Raw genomic sequence first — 20,983 nt, 5'->3', positions numbered from 1 at the left:
ATTTAAAGATCCTGAAAGGATCGAACTTCTCAATAGCCCCCGGTAAAACCGGGGGAAATGAAGGTCAAGATGACTATGGACAACCCCGAATGGGGTTGAATTTGTGGGGTTTCGAGGTTATAACTACAAAAGATATTTCTCATCAAATTCAATTTCATGTTCTTTCAAAAGTGCCTTGTATTCATCCAAAAATGAAACTTTCCGATGATGTTCTTCTTGATTTCTAATGTAGGCGATCAACCGGTCTTTTTCCTTAATTGACTCTGTAAATGCTCCATAACCATCCTGCCAACCTTTAAATTTTGGAAAAACATCCTCTCGTTTTATGAAATCATCACTGGCTAATTTGATGTCTTTCACCAGAGAAGAGATAGCAATTGTGGGATGAATGTGAGTAAGAATGTGTAGATGATCTTCCATCCCATTGATCCGGTAGAGATGGCAGTTTTTATTAGTGAGAAGGTGGTGAATAAATGCGAACAATCGCTTTTTCTCATCTTGGACCATTGTAGGTTCCCTGTGTTTTGTGGAATAGACGATGTGGTAAATCAATTGTGTGTGGGTTCCCATAAAAATCAGATTTTGGAGGAAAAATGAATAGATTCAATTTCGGGAATTTAGATGATTTTGACAATTAGTTTTAGGATTTGTTCGACCCGCTTCGGGGTCGTGGGGATCATGTCGTCGTATCGTAATCCACGGGTTTCACCCGCGGCTATTCAGAGGTTTGACCCCTACTGGGGTCATAATTGAAAAATTATCGCAATCAATTTAAAGATCCTGAAAGGATCGAACTTCTCAATAGCCCCCGGTGGAACCGGGGGAAAAATGAATCCAGTTTGGTTTGGTTTTGGCAACCCCGAAAGGGGTTAAACTTGTTGCAAACAGAATTAAAAATTCGAGAAAATATGAAAGCGTTGTATCAATCTACGCTTAGCCTCAATGGAACTTTAAAACTTAAAGGCAAAAGACTACCCAGAGGTGGGAAGGGATGTTATTTTATTTAATCTTTGAAAAAATCAGCATCCCCTGCCTATATTCTTCTGCCTGGTCAAGGTCATCATTTCCAATCCAGAAGAAATTATTCAGATTGAAGTTTTGTAGATCATCAAGAATAACATAAATAATAAAAACACCTTCCTTATATAGTTTGAAGTACTTATAGACGGTATATTTTTCTCCCTCCACTTCAGCAATTTCCCACCTCATTTCAGAGGGATCCTGAAAACAGTCTTCTAAATTGGCTCGGATAGCTTGCCGTTCAGGAGCGGACATAAGGTCAAGGTAATCTTCTTCAGAAATGCTCACCTCCCGATTTGCATAGTCTTTGAAAATAAGTTTACCATTTCGATTGGTCATGATTTTTGGATTTTGCATATCTGCTAAATTGTTAAAATTAATACAAGTAAGGATCTTCACTATATTTCAGAATCATTTCATCTTTAAAACCTACTTTAGCCAACAAAGAGAATAGAACTAGATAATATAGCTTCCTAGTTCTTCTATATAGTTCCGGCATGGAGAACAATTTCACCTCCTTATCTAAATGAAGATGTGTATAATAATCACGATTATCAACAATATTTTGAATATCCTCTTCGGTAAAATTCAAATCTCGAACATAAATAAACTGAGATATCAGTTTTTTTATCCGATGAATAAACTGAGTACGACTTGGATTAAATTCCATTCTATGAAAACCATCAACACATTGTGTGATATAGAGAAAGTCATTTACTCTAAAATCTTTCCCTCTTTCATTTAACTCAATTAAGGTCTCAATTATGGGATCATATTTTCTTTCTAATTTCATCCAATTGACAACGATTTCGTTTATCCCCCCCTTTAAATCCTCATACGAAATATGCATATATAAAGATCGATCTATCTTTTTCTTAATGTATTGTTGTTTAAAAATTATTTTATTCCAAGAGTTTGAATAAGGCTCTTTTATTCCAGATTCAAGCTGCAAATGAAAATTTGTAAAACAAACACAATCTGAAAAGCACAGCCTCAGGAATGAAATAAATCTATTGGACTTTTCCAAAAAAAAACTAAAACTATTTTTGTTCCTTGAATTTACAACAATACTAAAGTTTGATCCCAATTCGAATCCAGAAAAGTTGATTTCTTTGAATCTTGCAAATGATTTAAATAAAAGCTCTGTTTCGTTCCCGAGATTAAAAGTATATGTGTCCTGATCTTTAGATTTAAAATAACCGAACTCAAACCCGTCTATCTCATCGTTTATATAATGCAATGTTTGATTTATTATATTCCTTTTCATCCATTGAGGAAAAACGTTGATTTCAAACGATGCTTTGGTAAAGATTGGAAGATTGCGGTTCTCAAGATGAATTCCTCTTAAAATCAATCTTATTCTATAAGTCGAAGTTGAAATTTTCATCCTTAAGTTTGCTTTATAATTTCTCCTAAAGCAATCAATTAAAGTCACCATTTCACCATCCTCCAAAACTCCATGAATGATTTCAAAGTATGAACCATTCTCTGGTTTTAAAAAAGTGTCTTTAGGTTCTTTCAAAAATCCTATCAACTCAAGTTTTGAATCTAATTTGGGATTGAATTTTAATACACCCCCAATATCCTTACCCTTTGAGTCTGGAAGGTGCCACAACCCTTTCATTTTAAATTTCTCATTCAAGTTCATAAGGCTATTTTTTTAATTCAAAGTATCCACCCCATCAATCTCCCCCATCACCCTGTCCGTCTCCACCAAGGCCTTAATGATCCGCTGGTAATGCATGATGTCTTCAAAATCGAGGATTCTCCCTTTTCTGTCTTTGAGCCATTTTTGGGCGGGTTGGTAGCCGCCGATGTAGAAGTTCCAGGCGATCTCGGGGACGGAGTCGAAGTATTGCTCGGAGTTGATATAGACTTTGCCAACTTTTCCAAAGTTTGGAACTTTGGAAAAGTTATCGTCCTCGCTCACTTCAAACCTTATTTTATCCACCTCATTCTCTCCGCCGACGGGATATTGGGTGATGAACTGTGAAAGTGCAGGGCTTTCCATCAGGTGAAGCTGTCGGAGTTCGCCGCCGAGGGCGACGAGCTTCCAGAACTGGGCAGCATCCGTAGGATAGGGTACTCTTGGGAAGTCGATCTTCAAAAACTCCTTGTAGGTCTCCCGATAAGTCGGACTGTGGAGCACGGCATAGATGTAATCCAAGAGATCAATCGGGGCAAAACTCTGCCGGTAAGCTGGCATCACTTCGCCACTCTCGGCAAAGCAAACTTCTCCACCCTGAGCTGAGTCTAAGGACCCCTTTTCAGATGTAAATGTCAACCCCAAGCCCTTCCCAATCTGATCCACGATTTCCAGATTCAGATTAGGTGTGCGGGTCTCGGCCGAACCCAAACTCAACTGACCGGAAGGTTCGGGATAGAGGTAGAGGGGGAAGACAGTACATGTGTCAAGAGATGAAAGAACATCTTTCCCAACGATATCTTTTGAAATCCAATAATTGTTAAATTCTCCTGCTCTTGATTGCCTTAAAGAAACAAATCCAAAGTTATCTTTATCGACAAAATTATTCATGATTTTTTCTCTTCCAAAATCAATCAATGTTGATTCATAGTAAATTTGTCTTCTATCAAAAACCCTATAATCTATCTTTCGAAACTTAGTATCATTAAATTGATTCTTCCGTCTCGCAATAGATAGATCCCAATCTCTATTACTTTTTAGGTCCAATTCTTTTGATAAACCTTCATCCGAGTTATTTAGATTATAAAAGTACTTAATTCGATCTTGTAAATTTCTTTTATCGAAATCAACAACAAAATGATCTCTGTGTGTTTTTATTCCTGAAGAACTCTCCTTAAATAAATCATTGATTTTTAATCCCCTTGAATAATTGTCACTTCCGCTAAAATCTTTTTTAATAAAATAATAATTCGGGCTAAATGGTTGAATATTCACCCAATCCGTTTTCGTTAAGCTGGAATTATTTAGAAAAATATATTTAAAATTTCTATCTCCATAAACATCTATAACTTTTAAAGATTTATCAGATTTTCCAATTTTAGTTTTTATAAACAAATTAATACTAACTCCTTGCTGAATGTCAAATACATTTTCATCTTTTGACCCATCAGGAGCAGTTTCTTTTTTCTTGGCATTTCCATGCAAATCAATTATGTAGATTTTATCAAAGGTTTCAACAAGATTTTTCCGCATTTGACGATGGATGATCCCATCCAAGAAACTATTGTTGGTAATGAAGGCTAGAATACCAGAGCCATTCTTTTCTATAAAATGTTGTCCATAGCGGATGAACTTGATGTAATCATCTGAAAGTGGTTGAATATTTCGCTCATTTAGATCCTTTTTATAATCCGCCACCAAGCTTTCGATCCACTCTCCTTTATTCGAACTACTGACCGAATAAGGCGGATTTCCCGCCACAATCATCACCGGAGCGTCCCGTTTGATCTGATTGGCTTCGGAGGCTTCGGCCGATAGCCAGTTAGCAAAGAGGGTTCCGGTGTCTTTGTGGTATTCCTCCAGGGAATTGGTCAGGTAGATGCGGAATCGCTGAGCTCCCTTGCCTCCTCCTGCAGGAGGGGAATACCCGGTCTCTTTGAGCAAGAGATCGAGCTTCAGGTGCGCCATGGCATAGGAAGCCATCAGGAGTTCGAAGCCGTTGATGCGGGGAAGCAGGTGATTTTCCACATAGCTGTTCCAGAGTCCTTGCTGCCCCTTCATCTTGTCATAGATCTGCTGTATCGCCTCGGCCACAAAGGTGCCCGTACCCGTCGCCGGATCGAGGAACTGCACCCGATGCACTTCCTGCTCGATCTCGACCATGCCGCCTTTGTATCGCTTGTCATGGGTGGGGATGGGTACTTTGATCTTGGTCTTGGAGGTATCCGCCAGACCCATGGGCAAGCCAAACTCGGTGATCAGAATCTCGTCCACGGCACGGATGATAAAGTTCACCACGGGATGCGGGGTGTACCAGACCCCGCGCTGCTTGCGCAGTCCGGGATCGTATTGGGTCAGAAAGTCCTCGAAAAAGTGGATGATGGGATCCTCCATCTTGGTGGCCTTGCCGAAGTTTTTCAAGATCGCCTGCACATCCGCTGCACGGAAGATATCCGCCAGTGCATCCACGATCCAAGTGATGCGGGAATCGAGGTCATAGCCGGCGATGTATTGGAAAAGCTTGCGCAGAAAGGGATTGGACTTGGGGATGAGTTCGGCCGCTTCCTGTCGGCTAAAGGTATCAAGTGAACTGTCATAGAGCCGCGCCGCAAACATCCCGTAGGCGATGGTCTGTGCATATACATCGGAAAAAGCCTTGGGCGTGATGTCATGGATCAGGATTTCCTTGAAAGCCGCCATCTGCTCTTGCAGGGTGGAGTTTTCGTGATTTTCTTCATCGCTTTCGAGGGCAGCTTGGATCACATTGGCAAGGAGACGGGCCTTTCCAGCCATCATCTCGGCTAGCTTTTTGGAGCTTTTGATGGTCTGCCCGATATGGGTGGTGAACTCTTTGATGAGGAGTTCGAAAGCCGGGAAGTTATGCGGCAGCGGAAGGATTTTTCCCTGATCTACCACGCCGATTCGGACGGAGGTGGCGAGTTCCCCATTGCGGAAATAGACGAACTCGAGGTAATCGGTAAAGATCAGATTGTCCAGTGAACCTTTATATCGGTCGAATTGCTCCTTATTTCCGGTCTTTTTTAGCCCATGTAGATCCTTGTCATCGATGTCTTTGGCTTCGATGTAACCGACAGGAATTCCTTTTTTATTAGTGAGGATGTAGTCCGGCGCACCGCAGGCCTGGCGCTTGGGTTCGTTGGTGGCGGCAATATCGGGAACGAGGGATTCGAGGAGGTTTTGGAGATCGCCCCGGAAGGTATGTTCGGTGGCTTGTCCGGTGCGGAATCGGGAATTGACAGCTTGGATGTATTCGGCGGTGGTCATGAAAAAAGGCTGGTGAAAAACTGATTCCTAAAGATATGGGATGAACTCGAATGGAAAAGTGAATTGGATAATTTGGAAGAAAATTGTCGGAGATTATTTTCCCTCCAAAGTTGCCTCTTGTCCGATTCCCTCCAAAATTTACCCCGCGATCGACACCCCAATCCATTTCCCTATTCAGGTTCCTCAGGATTTGAAATCCCGAGGTGCTGTCTCAAGGATTTGCAATCGATAATCCAAGTGAATTTTGTGCAGGATCACCCCTGCGGGGTTCTGGGTGTTTTTCGTCCCTTCCCCACAGCTCCTTTTAGTCACCGGGGGTCAAGAAGAGTGACAATCCTGCGGATCTTTATGGAAATTTTCTTCGCCTGACTTGATCAATAATTTATTGGGCTAAAGCCCAAAGACATACCATACACATTATTGGAATGGGCTAAAGCCGCATTCCTATTCAAGCATTGATTTTGACAATCTTTAAATTACCTCCAGCTTTAGCTGGGGAATTTGAAATGTTATAGAGCGCGGGGCTTTAGCCCAAACCACTTGACCTTTTTTCAGCAAAGGGAAATTCAACAGCATCTGAGACTGATACTCATCTTTTTTCTCCCTTTAAAATACCCCCGAAGGAAACCTCCGGGGCTATCATCAACCATAAGAAAAACATCAATCAAAAAGAGAATTGGTATTGCATGACAAGCATTCCCTTTCTTGAATCTGCGCCATTTTTGACGAGTCGCTCTCCTTGTCCTCTGGCTAACATGGGGCGGCTTTGATAATCCAAGGAAAGCTTGGATCGATGTCCTGCTTGTAGCCAATTGACACCGATATCATAGGTGGTGATGGGTGTTTCCACTCGTTGATAATCCGAGACGGTGAATTGCCCATAAGGCTGAAGAGTGCCCAAGTTGCCCAAGAGGTCTTTTTTCATCAGGTATCCCACTTGGGTATAATACACTTGCCCGGTTCCTATCAGCGGGATATTGTTGCCCGGTCCATTGAAGGTGCCTTGCCCATTGACTCCATTGGCTGGGTTCATGGCTCCGGCATTTCTCAGGTAATTGGGTCCAAAATCATAATCGATCAAAGCGGCATAAGCCGTCAAGGCTGTTCCTTTTTCCCGATTAATCGGCGCATCATAGAAAACATCCAAACCAAACTGTCGGGAAGCCTTTTGTCGCACCTGACTTTCGGTGATTTCCCGGTATTCAACCGCATGATCTTGGGTAGAAAATCCAGCCCCGATATTCAGGACATTCTTTTTTCCCAAATAGGTACCAGTCATATAGGGAATCTGATTAGCTTCTTTGTCCCGAAACTGCCAGAAGAAATAACCTTGGTAGTTTATCGCCGGGGCTGATGTGCTGTAATAAGCAATGTTGGTCACATTCTCAGGCAATGTAGGTACCGGATTCAGAGCAGTCTGGATCGGGAATGGATTAGAGGCCGAAACCCGGTAATCCAAGGATCCCAGTTGGCCTTTGGCAAAGACTCCGAGTTTGCGGACAAACTGGTCCGTCACATCATTGGTAGACTCCTCGATGTAGGGCAAGTCCAAACCCAGAATCGATCCTACTGAAGAGGAGGAATACCTCACCGTACCGTTCCATCCGTGAAGACCCGCACCCAGACTGAGTTTGTTTTTGACTACCGCATATTCGGCGGTGACGTCATGAAGAAACATGCCGGGTTTTCTTCCCGAAAGCGAACCAAAACTATTGATTCCAAACTGGGTATAGACAAAGACCTGATCGGTAAGTTGCCCCATGATTTGGTAGCGAACCCTTCGAAGTCCGACATCAAATACTTGGTCTTTTGGAGTACCATAGATGGTCGATCCGGGATTCAACTCGGTGTATCTGACCCAGATTTGGCCGAGTCCTGTTCCTTTGACCCAATGGGTCTGAGATTCATTGAGAAAGAGCTTGACTTCCTTAGCTCCTTGGCCATAGACCGACAGGATGATGGCAAAAAAGAGAAGGAAGGCCATGAGCAATATTAATACTACTTTTTTCATAGTTAGGGAAATAAAACTCCAGGGTGCCACACTTATGGCACCCTAGGTTTAGTCTAACAGGTAGTTGTAAATTGGATTAGCTCTGTACCAGCTTTCTGGCAGCCAAATGGTGATCCGATACCGGCTTGTGCTTATCCAGCCCGACGATCTTCACATGACCTCCGTGCTCTTCGTACTCATGCTGGAATCGGTGGAGATTTTCCATGACCGAGTGATCTACCAGTTTGGTGTTTTTCAGATCAATTGTGAGGTTAAATCCTGCAGGGATTTCTTCCAGTTTCTTTTTGATCGTCAGAAAATTGGAAAACACCGCCGCTTGTTCGATTTCGATTAGGTAGTCATTTCCATTGGATGACACCAAAACCGGCGCTTTAAACAGCGTTTTCAACGAAGCTCCATTGAGCAGGTGCAAAATCACTTTGAGTAAAATACCGGCAGCGATACCGATCAGCAAGTCCTCCACCAGAGTAAAGACAATAGTTACCAAGAAAATAGCCAACTGATCTTTACCGATTTTGAAGGTATTGACAAACTCCTTGGGATGGGCCAGCTTGATCCCAACCGTGATCAGCATCGCAGCAAGCGCTGAATTGGGAATCATTTCTATCACCGGAGTAGCGACCAACACAAACACCAGGATAAAAAAACCATGGAAAAAGTTGGCCCATCGGGTTTTTGCACCTTGGTTGACATTGGCCGAGCTACGGGCCACCTCGGAGATCATCGGCAAGCCACCCAAGAAAGCACTCAGTGTATTTCCGACACCCACTGCGATCAGATCTTTATTGTTATCGGATTTTCTGCGAAAAGGATCCGCGAGGTCAATGGCTTTGACGGTAAGGAGAGATTCCAAAGACCCCACCAAGGCAAACATGATCACATATTTGATAAATACTCCGGGATTGGAGATACCGGAGAAGTCCGCATTGAAGTTTAGGTTATCCGTCAGGCTGCCGATATGAAGCAAGGCATAAGGAGGCTCCGTATGGGCAAAGTCCATGGCCAATTCGGAAGGAATGGCCACGATCAGGACCATCAAGGGAGCCGGGATTTTTCCCAACTTAAAATCCTTCAGGTAAGGCCAGCCCAGCATAATCGCCAAGCTGTACACCCCGATCATAGTCGCTCTTGGATCTAAATTGGCAAAAATCGTAGGGATCGAGGTGATCATGGAAACGATACTCAAGCCTTTGTATAATTCCGGATTCACATCCAAAAGCACAGGAATCTGCTTCACAATGATGATGATCCCGATTGCCGCAAGCATGCCGTGAATGGCAGAAAGGGGAAAGATATCCGCAAGTTTGCCCAGTTTGAGAAAACCAAAACCGATCTGAACTATCCCGGCCACCACCATGGCACCGAGGGCTAGTTTCCAGCCGGTTTCTCCACCTCCAAAGTCTGCTACCGAACCTGCCACCACCACTATCAGACCCGCTGCAGGTCCTTTGATCGTCAACTTGGAACCGGAAAACAAACTCACAACCATACCGCCGATGATGGCAGTGATTAAGCCCATGATAGGTGGAAAATCAGATGCCTTGGCTATACCCAAACTCAGCGGCATGGCAAGCAAAAACACCACAAAGCCTGCCGTAGCATCAGCAGAGAAGTTTTCTTTAAGTCCGGCCCAACCGTCTTTGGGCAACTGGATTTTTGAAATTGTTTTCATTGGATGAATATTTTTAGGAGCAAAGCCCCAAATGGATCTATTTAAGATTGAAAGGAGGAACTTTTTACAGAAAGCAAAGAGGAGGGAGTTTCAGGAAGTCCTGACTGATTTTTACCGTCTAATTTGGGTTTGGCGCCCAAAAAGAGCCTGGCAAAAATCCGGACAGCCGCTATTCCTTCCATGACGAAAGCCAAGGCAGCGAAGAAAGCCAACAAAACCTGGTCTTCATGAATATGGCTGAAAAGCAAATCCACCCCAATGAAGGTCGGTGAGATCGGAAATCCCATTAATCCCAACACACTCAGGAGGAACAGAAAGGCCAATACGGGATAGCTTTTGACATTTCCCTGATATTCAAAAAGACCGGACTGACCGAGGTGACTTTTCATCCAGGAAATGATCAACAGTCCAGAAAGTCCAAACACCACCACTCCACTGAGGTAAGTGCCGATCTCAAGACTGGAGAAATTCTCATTTTCGGCTATGGCCAAGACCATCCAGAAGTGATTCATCAATAGCATGGTCCAGGCCAATCGGGCAGATCTTCGCTCTGTAAACGACTTCAATACCATCAATAAGGCAATGAAAGCAAAGCCGGCGGGCAATACCCCATGAACTGCATCAGGAATCCGGTAACCCGATACCAACAAGTAAAATCCCAACAAATAGCTCGGAATGAAATAATACAATACCGAACGATAGGTGAGAAAATCCAGCTTATGCCCGAGTCTTTTCAGCGGATTAAAGACCAGTTTATTGATAAAACGGTCCAGATTCCATTCTTTCAGGCTCCACACATAAAAGGAGATCCTGAGGCGATTCATCCAGCTGCTTTCTGTCTTTTTGGCCTTTGGCTCAAACCCATAAAACTGCTCCCGAATCAGGTAAGCGACCACAGAAGGCGAAACCAACAGCTGATACGTTCGGAGGAAGGCATTCCCCATAAAATGAATCAGAGCCAGCACTTCCAACCCTGCTGCTACCTCGATAAACATGATCCCGATCTGGGTAAGAGAAGCGTATCCGATTTGGGTTTTCACCGAGGTCTGCACCCTAGCGATCATCGTAGACACGATGGCCGTCATCAATCCCATCATACCGATCAGGATCCGGACGGTGAGTTGGTTTTCCCAGAAAGGAAAAGTCCTCAAGAGCAAGAATACTCCCAAGTGCACGGAAAGCGAACCATAGAAAATCGCCGAAGAGGGAGTCGGACCTTCCATCGCCCGTGGCAGCCAAGAGGAGAACGGAAACTGCGCCGACTTGGCAGCTGCAGCGAGCAACAGCATCAGGGCGATAAACATTCCGATTCCTGTATGCCCTGCCAAATGCTCAGAGACCAACTCTGCGTTGCTCAGCTTGAGAAAGGTGATGTTTTCATGCCAAAGGTGATGACTGGCCCACATCGCTAAGATCAAGCCTACATCCCCGATTCGATAGATCGAAAAGACCTTGATCGAATTTCGGGTAGGGAGCAGATTTTGCCGGTAAAAGGCCACCAACAGGAAAGAGGACAATCCCAATATTTCCCATCCTACAAAGAGCGTTTCAAAATTTCCCGCCAAGACGGTGATATTGAAGCCCAAGTAGAAAAAGAGAACAGTATTGAAAAAGCGCTTGTAACCACTTTCCCTGTGCAAATAATAGCGGCTGTAAAAGGTAATCAGGAAGGTCAAAACCGCTCCGACGACCACATACACCGCCCCTACCCGATCAAAGAAAAAGTCCACCAAAAACTCGAAATGATCGGTTTTGAACAGGACAAATTCCTTGAGATTGAGCGCTTGAAAACCTATCCCAGCCCAAAAGACCAAGAAGACCAGCACACTGCCCAAGTTGATGCCCGCGGTGTAAAAAGCCACTCGGGAAAGCAGCTTTTCCTTTTGTTCCGGAATCACCAAGCTGATCAAAAAGCCCAAGAGAGGTATCCCTATCATGAACTGAATCCAAATTGCCAATTCCATCAGAGTGAGTCGATTACGTAAACGGGAAGATTTTCTTTCGTACTCAAGAGTTTATCCTGAAGATGATCCAAGTGCTCGGTTTTGGCTTTGGGGGAATAAGGAACAAATCCCTCATCCTTGAATCGCAAAAATTCCCGACTGACCGGATCGATCACCACGAAATGCACCCAATGATTTTTCACCCACTCATAAGTGGCCGGATTGGATTGCAAGACCTCCAGCACCAACTCAGGATGCTGCTCCACAATCATCATCAGACGAATGGGATCATGGATTTCGACCATTTGGTAAGGAAGGCCGGTTCTCAGGTCCCCGTCTGCACCATTGGCCACACCGATGAGCCCCATCACATTGTGGGGAAGTTTGGTACCTGCGCCTAGTTTGTCAGGATCCATTCGGGAGAAGTAATATTCCAGATTGATCCCTCCACAGACAGGTGCAGCGGCTCCCAGGATTTTGGCCAGTGCTTTTCCCTGAGTATCCTTGCGGTAATCGTAGGAATTCAGGAAAGCACGCCGATCGAAAAACAGGCCTTTGATGGTGGATTTGCGGGATACAATGCAGAGCGAATTGGTCGCATGGTTGTATTCCGGTCTGGGCTCAAAGAGCGAAAAAGCACGTTTTTTCACCGCTTCGTGCAAACCTGAAAGCGGTCTGTTTTTCTTGAGGGTGTCAAATCTCCTAGACCTTTCCAATGAATTGATATCCAGCGTCTTGCTGAATTTATACTGGTTCTCTTGGTGAAGTCGAAGGTTTTCAGGGCTTAACACCTCTACATCATAGAATTCGATCTCATCCTTGGTGGTATCATGCAATCCTCCCAAAAATTGGGTCGTTTCCGGAATGAAGATTCCTCTGGACTCCAGCACTTTTCTGACCTCCGGGTGATTGCCCATATGTGCAGCCACTCGCGCATTGACCGAACCGGGACGACCGCAGCAAGCACCGCAATCATAGCCGGCATAGTGGGTATTGTTGATGCTGGAAGCTCCATGACCGATCAAATAGACCAATGGAGAAAATTTCTCCAAGAGACCTATGCTTCGAAGCAAACCCTCCACACGATCAGCCATTTCTTCTATTTTGAAACCTACCTGAAGACCATCTTCCTCCAAGCCTTGGTACTCGATGGTCAGCGTACCTTTAGGGTCCATGTGCTTGAAACTGGACACTTCCAAAGCAGAAGAACTGGGACGAAGGACATTGCCCACCAGCTTCAAGGCCGACCAGAAACCCAAGGTTTGGGCACTTAGCCAGCCTCTGACAAGAGAATGGCTGTTTTGGTGAAAGTGTGCATCCTTGGCCAGCTTTTTATGATCTGCTTTTTCTTTGATCAGGTATTTGGGCGTGACCGGTGCAGGACAGGATTTGGTATGAAACTTTCCAAACTCAGGCTGGAAGAAAAACTCCACATTGAAGAACCCGGGAGTACCATAGGTAGCACACTGCGGATCAATAAACTCCAAATGCCGACGGGTACTACACTCCCGGTCATCGATGCAAAACAAAGCCTGAAAACTGGGAACCTGTGGTTTGGCCTCGGGTTGATTCACCGCAGATATGCCCGCTAAAACCTCATCGTAATAGCTCCATTCAAAAGCTTCCTGCCAACATTGAAGGACTAGATCCAATTCTTCAAAAAGGGAAGTTTCAAACAGCTCTTTGGTATCGTAGTGAAATCTCACTCCGAGAGGACTCCAGGACTCCCCAAATTTTTGATCCAAGGCGTCAATCTCAAGCAGGCACTCAACTTTGATCAGGTCTTCGAGCGTAATCATTTTGGAGTCCAAAAGGGAACCTGGCTGAGACTCCAACACCGAGACCATTCCCGACCAACCCGGATGCGCAAACTGCTGATCGAAAAGGTACCAGCCATATGCTTCCGGTTTTCCAACAAGAATTTCCAGAAGTTCTTCCAACCCCAGATCACTTTTTGCTAAAAGGCCTTTAGCTCTCTCTGTCTTTAGAATAGAAGAAAAACTCTCTTGTTGAATCAATCGAATTGCATTCAAAAAGCCTTTGGCCTCTACCGGGAAAGACCAAATCGAAATCCCCTGATCCAAATAGGCAGAAAGCAAACGGAACAGAAAAGGATGGGTGATCTTGTCGAGATTGAAATGGTAATCATTTCTCCAATGGGACCGAAATCGCCCAACTTTGGCATCTTCATGAGATTGAACAGATTCATCCATGAGCTTGACCAGCCAGTGATTGGCCAGGATGCCGAAATGCTCTTTGAGCACCTGTTGAAGGATTTCACCTTTGATTTTCCCTTCCCGATAGAGTTGCCGATAAGTATCAAGGGACAAAAACCCCTTGTAACCAAACTGGGAATGGGCTTGCTTCAGCGCCTGAAAAAAGGGCAAATGCTGAAAAGCATGCAGGGTATTGTGATGGACAAAGTCCTTGAGCGGAGCTTGAGCGGGAAGAAAATGCTTGAGTTCATGCACGATCTCCTCCACTCCAAAAGCCTGACGCTCCGAGTGATGTTTCATTTGATTAATTCTGAGTGAGTGATTTTGAATTGGCCAGAAAGCCAAAAACATCAGCGAAATGCCGATCAATCATTGCCTTATAGGCAAAAAATCAACTCAGATGGATTTTCCAGGAATGAAAAAAATCATACAATGGAGGACGGCTCCCAAAGATGGCTTTGCTTCCATACAAGGGATGCAAGACCATCCTGGATGTTTGTCCCAGGTTTTTTAATAAACTGGAGCTTGAGATGGTGAATACCCCCTCACCTTCCACTTCTACCCGCTCTTCTTTTTCGAGCTTTTTGGTCAGATTGACGTTACCTGAGAACCCGTTGGGATCTGCATGCAGAGATAAAGAAGGTGCTGAAATGCATTCGGAATGAACCCCAAGTGTCGCTAAATCTGAAAGCTGCGCCAACTCACCCTGTATGGACAAGGAAAGCCGCAAAAAGAGCGTAATCAGACCTAAGAAAGAAATCATGGGCTCAATAAAACTTCGAAATATAAAAGTATTTTTTTGATTCCATAAGTGACTTTTATCTCTTTTAACAAAAATTCAATAAAACAGCCACTTCTTCATCAATACTGTAAAACCAGCTTCAATCCAAAAACAAAATCACTGATTTAAAATGAGCGTTTCACTGAAACTGAACCGCTGTAAATGCTCCCGAAAAGTAAAGGTTGCCCATCCGAAAATTCAGAAACGGATGAATTGAAAGTCTTCTCCCCGATGCTTACGGAACCTGGACTTAAATTGAAAAGATAGCCATATCCGGAAATATCAGTAGGAGTATTAAGGCCTACTTTTCCTCCAGCAGCATTCAACTCCACCCTATTTGCCAAACCCACATTTTCTCCTCTTACCTCTCCCCTTCCTGCCGAAGCAGCTCTTAGTAGTTCCACATTTTGAAGGGAAACCAATCCTCCGGGACTGTTGGCAGCTGCCAAATTCATGGTACCGACATCCTGAACAGTGACTCTTCCTCCTTCTGTAAATACTCCTGTAGTGCCTTTGCAATTTTGAATCGTTCCAGAACCACCCAGCAGATTGAGGAAAAAATTTGCGCTTTCCAGCTTGCTTCCAGTAAAGATTCCTGCATCCTGACTGATCAAAATTTCTTCAGCCCAGATATTCTCCAAGGCAATCTCTCCGGATTTTTGCTCTACCTGAATTCGTTTTGCATCCAAGTTGAGAATGGAAATCTTATTGCTGCCTCCCACAACTTTCCACTCAAAATTTTCCGAGCTTCTGATTTCGATATAGCCCGAGGTGGGATTGACATTGTTTCTGATATTATCCAAATCAAGTACGATTCGTCCAAACTGCCTGTTTACTCGCAGCAAAGGACTGAATTCATTTTCTCTTGTGATCTTGGATTCAATCACGGTTCCATTCACAGACTCATCTCCAATGATCCGAACTTCCAAACCACCCGGGTTGATTTCCAAATAGGTTAGGTAATCCACTTCCAGATTTACCTGCTGATCTCTGACCTGGTCAAGATTACAGGAGAAAATAAAAAGGGGAACGAAAAATAAAAGCCAAACAATCCTAATTTTCATATGGGAAAATAGCGATTTAACTAGAGAATTAAAATAAAATTCCCGATATCACTACCGGGAATTTTGATTTGATCGATTTTAGTTATGGATATTCGGAACTTTGCCAGTATCATATCTTAAAGGTCAGAAGACCAAGTTAAGGCAAAGTTTTTGGCATCTTCGGTCTTCGGTCATCTGTCTTCCAGCCCAAAATCAGAGTAAAATTCGTCGACTGGCTGAATAGCGTATAATCAGAATTTAATTCCTTATTTCTATGCTTCCGCTGGATACAGATCCTTTGATGGTATGCGGTGCCCCATTATCTATTTTGATGGAGCCGGTGGAAGAACTCTGACCGACGGTTACCTTTCCGCTGCCTGCTTGAATATCATAATTATATGCCCTAAGATTAGATGGAGTCTGAATCGAAATTTTACCGGAAGAACTTACCAGATTGGTTTTGGGACCCAGTCCTACGCCTGTTCCGGTCATATTCCCTGAACTTACCTTCAGCGATTCGATTTCAGTGATGGTGGCCATTTCCAGGTTACCAGAACTGAGCTCCGTATTCAGCTTTCCGGCTAGTCTTTTCACCCCAACATTCCCACTGGAGGCAACAATTTTCAAATTACCGGCCATTTGATCAATTTCCACTCGGCCCGAAGAAACTTCGATATTGACATTTCCCACCAAATTATACCCCTCAACAGTACCTGAGCCTGCCTTAAGCTGAATAGATGGTGCTTTTACATTAGTAACCAGAATCCCTCCAGAACCGGAAGTGATATCGAGATTGGGGAACTCGATCCCGGAAACCTGTGATTTTCCGGAGCCTGCATTGATATTCAGATCAAGATTTCTGGGCCCGCTGAGATTGATGGTTCCACGGTGATTTCCCCCACCAAAGCGGCCTTTTTTGTCTAATTTGATAAGAAGTGTATTTCCTGTCACCGAATAATCCACTCGGTAGCTTCCTTCTCGGGTCGATTCTACCATCCCATCCAGGGAGACCATCGTCTGACCAGATTTTGCCTCATAATTCACCTGCAAAAATCCTGATTCGATATCGATTCGTTGGATTCCTGAAAAGTCTTCATCGATGGTTTGAATGAGCTCCATCTCTCGCTCACAGGAGCTCAACAGCAATAAGGCTGACGCACAAAAGCTCAGAATTCCCGCAGAATTCGGAACGGATAAATTTTTCATAGTTGGATAAGTTTTACAGATCGATTTGCTGGCAATTTTCAGGCCTCTATCGATGGTTTAAGGCAGATTTTCAGGATTCCCATTCAAAATCACAGACTTAATTTTTTCCCAGATCCGAAGCGTGTCCCACACGAAAGAAAAAGTACCTTTATTCCTTCTAAATCATCTCTATGAAGCGGTTAGGCATTTTTGTTTTTGAGGAAGTAGAAGTATTGGATTTCGCGGGTCCCTTCGAAGTCTTTTCGGTTGCTGCCCAATTATCGGATTATCAGCTCTTGCAAGTGTCCACTTTTGGAACATCCCAAACTCCCATTCGAACAAAAAACGGGCTACAAGTCATTCCGGACACTGGACTGGATTCCTTGGAAAGCCTGGATTTTTTGGTAATCCCAGGCGGAGATGGCACAAAAAAAATAATACAAAACCCGGGCGTTCTCGCATCGCTCCAATCCAAAATCAATTCATCCCAATGGACGATGAGCGTGTGTTCCGGATCCAGAATTTTGGGAAAAACAGGCTTTCTAGACCACAAAGCCTATTGCACCCATCATGAGGTATTCGAAAGCATGGAGGAAATAGTACCTACAGGCATGCCCCAACCCCAGCTTCGATTCGTCCAGAGTGATCGGAAAATCTGGACGGCAGCGGGAATTTCGGCTGGGATCGATTTGGCTTTGCACCTCACCGAACTCACTTTTGGAAAGGAATTGGCTACACTCACTGCCAACTACATGGAATACTATCCTTATCTAGATAAAAAATGATCGCAAACACCCCAGAACCGCCATACTATGCGGTGATTTTTTCCAATATCAGAACCGAAGTGGACGAAGGCTATGGAGAAATGGCTGAAGAGATGGTAAGACTTGCTGAGCAGCAACCCGGCTATCTGGGACATGAAAGTGTACGAAATGGCTTGGGAATAACCATTTCCTTTTGGGAAAGCTTGGAGGCTATCAAAAACTGGAAGGCCCAAACCGACCATCTTGTAGCTCAAAAATACGGTAGAGAGAAATGGTATTTGGCTTATAAAACCCGGATTGCTTTGGTGGAACGGGATTATGGATTTGAGAAAAAATAGGAATCCAATTTTGGTGGCTTTGGTTGGGATTTAAAGAAATATAATTGTCCCCAATTATGCCAGTTGCCTTATTTTCTTTGTAAAGCTGGTTGGACGACCGAAGAAAGAAGCTTCCGGATTCTGATCCTTTTAGCGGTCAATTAGCCGTATTTTTGTTGATACTGGTAAGAAAGGGGAAATACATCTAAAGAAATTTGGATATAGAGAAATTTGCCAGTGGCCAAGTTATAAGTTCAAATGAACTAGTAAATGCCAATTCTTAGACTTCTTCGGTCTTCCGTCTACGGTCTCCCAGCCCAAAATCAGAGGAATATTCGTATACTGGCCGAATAGCGTAAAGATTAAGAAAAAGACTTGTCAGATTTTCAAAAACCTGATAGGCCTATCTTTTCCCAACTTCCGCTAATTTCCCCTTTTCCAGCTCTGCTTTCAGCTGCTTTACTCGCTGAAGAATATCCAAAGTAACAAAATCCAAATCCAACGAAGTAGCCTTTAGAAAATCCTGAACCGCTCCGGAGTGATCCGTGGATTTCCCTTCGGCCAGGGTCACATAGCGCATGGTGGACCAAAGGACGGTTTTCAGTTGCGTTTTGGAATCGTCGGTCATGTAGTATTCCACGATTATGGTGTTGTGATTATACCAGAGAATTCGGCTCATGATTCGAACCCACTCTCCTACCATGGCTGGCTTCACATAGCTGATGTTGTGATTGTAGACCACCCAGGCAGCTTTGTACACCCGGATCAGATCGATGATTTCCAAGCCATACAATTTGGGAACCTGATCTTCGCGGGCATTGAAGAAGTAATCAAAGTATTTCGCGTTGTTGAGGTGACGAAGGGGGTCACAGTCCTGAAAGCGAATGACCACACGGCTTTCGGTCTCTTTGGGATAGTGCTTGTCGGAATCGTATTGAAACATGGTTTAAAGATCTTTACTGCTGAGAATATTGACGCCAGATTCTGCCATTTCCTGAATGGCTTTTTCCCCATCCTTAGGATAAATGTTGACGGCACGGGTGGCGTCGGAGATGAGATAGGTTTCAAAACCCAGACTTAGGGCATCCATGGCGGTGAATTTTACACAATAATCCAAGGCCAAACCGCAGACAAATACTTTTTGGATCCCCTTGTCCTTTAAATAATCACCCAATCCGGTAGCTCCCCGTCTGGCATTGTCAAAGAATCCGGAATAGGAATCGACCTCGGGATTTTTGCCCTTTTGGAAAACCGCCTCCCATCTTTTCTGCTCCAATCCAGCATGAAACGCTGATCCTTCGGTACCCTGTACACAATGAACAGGCCATAAAGTCTGAGTCAATCCAAACAAATCAATCTGATCGTAGGGCTTTTTGCCGGGATGATTGGCCGCAAAACTTCCATGGTCCACCGGATGAAAATCCTGTGTAGCAATGATATGGTCAAACTTTTCCTGAATGGAATTGATCAAAGGAACGACCTGATCTCCCTCAGCAACCGCCAGGGCACCTCCGGGGATAAAATCATTCTGGACGTCAACAACAATCAGTGCCGCATCGGTATAGTTATGCTTCATCATCAAATTTTTTAGCCTTCAAAACCAATTCCATTCTTAAATGGTGCAGATTTTCTTCCAATCCTACCGGATAGGTGTGCGGATTGATCAACCGCTTATGGGTTTTATCAAATGCCTCCAGTTGATGAGTCGCTTTTTCCCTTATGGCATGCAAAGTGGGGGATTGATAGACCAGCTCCCCTTTCTTGAAAATGGGTTTAAGCAAGTCTTCTTCTTTGTAGAAAGCCGGCATCAATCGTTTTCTCCTCGTAGGATCATTGGGATCGATGATCACCACTCCTTTGGGATCGATCTCTTGTTTTTCCAGGTAAATCATATCGGCCACTGCCTTTCCGTTGCTGAAGTAGCGCTTCACATTGTGCACTCCGGGGATATTGATTTTCATGGATTGCTGGGAGACTTTCACTTTGGGTTCCCATGCTCCATCAATCGTTTTTATTGCGGACAACTTATATACGGCTCCCAATGCCGGCTGATCGAAAGCTGTGACGAGCTTGGTGCCAACTCCCCATACATCGATGGCGGCATCCTGGGTTTTCAAGGAGGAAATGATATGTTCATCGAGATCATTGGAGGCGACTATTTTGGCATTGGGAAATCCAGCCTCATCCAAGAGTTGTCGGGCTTGAACCGAATAGTAGGCCAAATCCCCGGAGTCGATTCGGATCCCGACCATTTCCTTTCCTTTGCTACGCAAAATCTCCCCTACTTTGATCGCATTTTTCACGCCATGGAGTGTATCGTAGGTGTCGACCAAAAAGACGCATTGGTCTGGAAAGGCCTCTGCATAAGCCTCAAATGCCTCCAGTTCGGTCTCGAAAGACATGATCCAACTGTGTGCATGAGTGCCAGACACCGGGATTCCAAACAGCTTGCCTGCCATTACATTACTCGTGGAGGTACATCCGCCAATATACGAAGCCCTACTCGCCGCCAAGGCTCCATCGATACCTTGTGCCCTTCTCAAGCCAAACTCCAGAACAGGTGCTCCTTGTGCAGCCACATTGATCCTCGCAGCCTTGGTAGCAATCAAAGTTTGAAAATTGATGATATTCAACAGGGGCGTTTCCAGGAGTTGACATTGGATCAGGGGACCCTTGACCCGAATCAAAGGCATATTTGGAAAAACAACCGTGCCCTCCTCCACCGCATCGATATCGCAGGTGAACTTCATATTCTGGAGATATTCCAAAAAGGCGGATTCAAAAACCGGAGCACCATCCTTTCGCTTCATCTCTTGAAGATACCGGAGATCCTCCGCATCAAACTTGAAATTGCGGCAAAAGTCAATCACATAATCCAATCCTGCTGCCAAAGAGAACCCACCCTCAAAGGGGTTTTTTCTGAAAAACAGGTTGAAGACTGCCTCTTGATCCCCTTTTCCTGACTTCCAGTAAGCATAGGCCATGGTGAGCTGATAGAAGTCGGTCAGCAGAACAAGATTGCTTTGGTAAAGGTCTTTGGTGATTTTCATGGGGCTCTGAAAAATTAAACTAAAGGTAAGCCGAAGCGCTTATCTGAGCAA

Annotated in this window: 16 protein-coding genes; 2 read left to right on the top strand and 14 right to left on the bottom strand. The window is 44.3% G+C overall.

Annotated features, from left to right (window positions below; translation table 11 throughout):
• Positions 1 to 123 precede the first annotated feature (123 nt).
• The 11 genes from tnpA to CLV31_RS14105 form a co-directional block, all read right to left on the bottom strand.
• Positions 124 to 570, bottom strand: a complete 447-nt coding sequence (gene tnpA, locus CLV31_RS14165; protein ID WP_111393555.1) for an IS200/IS605 family transposase — start codon at positions 568 to 570, stop codon at positions 124 to 126.
• 429 nt (positions 571 to 999) lie between these two features.
• On the bottom strand, positions 1,000 to 1,377 hold the full coding sequence (locus CLV31_RS14155; RefSeq protein WP_111393553.1) for a PBECR2 nuclease fold domain-containing protein: 378 nt from the start codon (positions 1,375 to 1,377) through the stop codon (positions 1,000 to 1,002).
• 19 nt (positions 1,378 to 1,396) lie between these two features.
• Positions 1,397 to 2,668: an ApeA N-terminal domain 1-containing protein gene (locus tag CLV31_RS14150; protein WP_111393552.1), complete on the bottom strand. Its 1,272-nt coding sequence runs from the start codon at positions 2,666 to 2,668 to the stop codon at positions 1,397 to 1,399.
• Positions 2,669 to 2,680: 12 nt separating this feature from the next.
• Complete coding sequence (locus CLV31_RS14145) at positions 2,681 to 5,950, bottom strand: type ISP restriction/modification enzyme (protein ID WP_111393551.1); 3,270 nt, start codon at positions 5,948 to 5,950, stop codon at positions 2,681 to 2,683.
• Between the two features lie 664 nt (positions 5,951 to 6,614).
• Positions 6,615 to 7,961, bottom strand: a complete 1,347-nt coding sequence (locus tag CLV31_RS14135) for a hypothetical protein (RefSeq protein WP_111393549.1) — start codon at positions 7,959 to 7,961, stop codon at positions 6,615 to 6,617.
• 76 nt (positions 7,962 to 8,037) lie between these two features.
• Positions 8,038 to 9,633 carry a SulP family inorganic anion transporter gene (locus tag CLV31_RS14130; protein WP_111393548.1) on the bottom strand — a complete coding sequence of 532 codons (1,596 nt, stop codon included), beginning with the start codon at positions 9,631 to 9,633 and terminating at the stop codon, positions 8,038 to 8,040.
• 41 nt (positions 9,634 to 9,674) lie between these two features.
• Positions 9,675 to 11,570, bottom strand: coding sequence for a proton-conducting transporter transmembrane domain-containing protein (locus CLV31_RS14125; protein ID WP_245943406.1), 1,896 nt, complete (start codon positions 11,568 to 11,570; stop codon positions 9,675 to 9,677).
• Between the two features lie 26 nt (positions 11,571 to 11,596).
• Complete coding sequence (locus tag CLV31_RS14120; protein WP_111393622.1) at positions 11,597 to 14,092, bottom strand: YbcC family protein; 2,496 nt, start codon at positions 14,090 to 14,092, stop codon at positions 11,597 to 11,599.
• A gap of 91 nt (positions 14,093 to 14,183) precedes the next feature.
• Complete coding sequence (locus CLV31_RS14115) at positions 14,184 to 14,555, bottom strand: hypothetical protein (protein WP_111393546.1); 372 nt, start codon at positions 14,553 to 14,555, stop codon at positions 14,184 to 14,186.
• 143 nt (positions 14,556 to 14,698) lie between these two features.
• Positions 14,699 to 15,637, bottom strand: coding sequence for a DUF4097 family beta strand repeat-containing protein (locus CLV31_RS14110; protein WP_111393545.1), 939 nt, complete (start codon positions 15,635 to 15,637; stop codon positions 14,699 to 14,701).
• Between the two features lie 237 nt (positions 15,638 to 15,874).
• Positions 15,875 to 16,822, bottom strand: a complete 948-nt coding sequence (locus CLV31_RS14105) for a DUF4097 family beta strand repeat-containing protein (RefSeq protein WP_111393544.1) — start codon at positions 16,820 to 16,822, stop codon at positions 15,875 to 15,877.
• 170 nt (positions 16,823 to 16,992) lie between these two features.
• Here CLV31_RS14105 and CLV31_RS14100 point away from each other — a divergent pair, with 170 nt between their 5' ends.
• Both CLV31_RS14100 and CLV31_RS14095 read left to right on the top strand, forming a co-directional pair.
• A complete protein-coding gene (locus tag CLV31_RS14100) occupies positions 16,993 to 17,586 on the top strand; it encodes a DJ-1/PfpI family protein (protein WP_245943405.1) in 594 nt (197 codons plus the stop codon).
• Complete coding sequence (locus CLV31_RS14095) at positions 17,583 to 17,903, top strand: antibiotic biosynthesis monooxygenase family protein (protein WP_111393542.1); 321 nt, start codon at positions 17,583 to 17,585, stop codon at positions 17,901 to 17,903. The genes CLV31_RS14100 and CLV31_RS14095 overlap by 4 nt, the downstream gene beginning before the upstream one ends.
• 382 nt (positions 17,904 to 18,285) lie before the next feature.
• On the opposite strand, the gene CLV31_RS14090 is transcribed toward CLV31_RS14095, so the two are convergent.
• The 3 genes from CLV31_RS14090 to CLV31_RS14080 are packed head-to-tail and all read right to left on the bottom strand — an operon-like array spanning position 18,286 to position 20,932.
• Positions 18,286 to 18,825, bottom strand: coding sequence for an acyl-CoA thioesterase (locus CLV31_RS14090; RefSeq protein ID WP_111393541.1), 540 nt, complete (start codon positions 18,823 to 18,825; stop codon positions 18,286 to 18,288).
• A gap of 3 nt (positions 18,826 to 18,828) precedes the next feature.
• Complete coding sequence (gene pncA / locus CLV31_RS14085; RefSeq protein ID WP_111393540.1) at positions 18,829 to 19,458, bottom strand: bifunctional nicotinamidase/pyrazinamidase; 630 nt, start codon at positions 19,456 to 19,458, stop codon at positions 18,829 to 18,831.
• Positions 19,448 to 20,932 (bottom strand): nicotinate phosphoribosyltransferase, encoded by a 1,485-nt coding sequence (locus tag CLV31_RS14080; RefSeq protein ID WP_111393539.1) that lies wholly within the window; start codon positions 20,930 to 20,932, stop codon positions 19,448 to 19,450. Before CLV31_RS14080 ends, pncA begins: the two co-directional genes overlap by 11 nt.
• Positions 20,933 to 20,983: the final 51 nt, after the last annotated feature.

Source organism: Algoriphagus aquaeductus (assembly GCF_003253485.1).
In the GTDB taxonomy this organism is placed as follows: Bacteria; Bacteroidota; Bacteroidia; order Cytophagales; family Cyclobacteriaceae; genus Algoriphagus; species Algoriphagus aquaeductus.
The sequence above is the reverse complement of the archived record's forward strand: the minus strand, read 5'-3'. Positions and strand labels throughout refer to the sequence as shown.

Coding starts and splice junctions, on each gene's coding strand:
- CLV31_RS14155 (WP_111393553.1), bottom strand. CDS start 1,377: ATGCAAAATCCAAAAATCATGACCAATCGAAATGGTAAACTTATTTTC.
- CLV31_RS14145 (WP_111393551.1), bottom strand. CDS start 5,950: ATGACCACCGCCGAATACATCCAAGCTGTCAATTCCCGATTCCGCACC.
- CLV31_RS14130 (WP_111393548.1), bottom strand. CDS start 9,633: ATGAAAACAATTTCAAAAATCCAGTTGCCCAAAGACGGTTGGGCCGGA.
- CLV31_RS14120 (WP_111393622.1), bottom strand. CDS start 14,092: ATGAAACATCACTCGGAGCGTCAGGCTTTTGGAGTGGAGGAGATCGTG.
- pncA (WP_111393540.1), bottom strand. CDS start 19,458: ATGAAGCATAACTATACCGATGCGGCACTGATTGTTGTTGACGTCCAG.
- CLV31_RS14125 (WP_245943406.1), bottom strand. CDS start 11,570: ATGATAGGGATACCTCTCTTGGGCTTTTTGATCAGCTTGGTGATTCCG.
- CLV31_RS14115 (WP_111393546.1), bottom strand. CDS start 14,555: ATGATTTCTTTCTTAGGTCTGATTACGCTCTTTTTGCGGCTTTCCTTG.
- CLV31_RS14150 (WP_111393552.1), bottom strand. CDS start 2,668: ATGAACTTGAATGAGAAATTTAAAATGAAAGGGTTGTGGCACCTTCCA.
- CLV31_RS14080 (WP_111393539.1), bottom strand. CDS start 20,932: ATGAAAATCACCAAAGACCTTTACCAAAGCAATCTTGTTCTGCTGACC.
- CLV31_RS14090 (WP_111393541.1), bottom strand. CDS start 18,825: ATGTTTCAATACGATTCCGACAAGCACTATCCCAAAGAGACCGAAAGC.
- CLV31_RS14105 (WP_111393544.1), bottom strand. CDS start 16,822: ATGAAAAATTTATCCGTTCCGAATTCTGCGGGAATTCTGAGCTTTTGT.
- CLV31_RS14095 (WP_111393542.1), top strand. CDS start 17,583: ATGATCGCAAACACCCCAGAACCGCCATACTATGCGGTGATTTTTTCC.
- CLV31_RS14100 (WP_245943405.1), top strand. CDS start 16,993: ATGAAGCGGTTAGGCATTTTTGTTTTTGAGGAAGTAGAAGTATTGGAT.
- CLV31_RS14110 (WP_111393545.1), bottom strand. CDS start 15,637: ATGAAAATTAGGATTGTTTGGCTTTTATTTTTCGTTCCCCTTTTTATT.
- tnpA (WP_111393555.1), bottom strand. CDS start 570: ATGGGAACCCACACACAATTGATTTACCACATCGTCTATTCCACAAAA.
- CLV31_RS14135 (WP_111393549.1), bottom strand. CDS start 7,961: ATGAAAAAAGTAGTATTAATATTGCTCATGGCCTTCCTTCTCTTTTTT.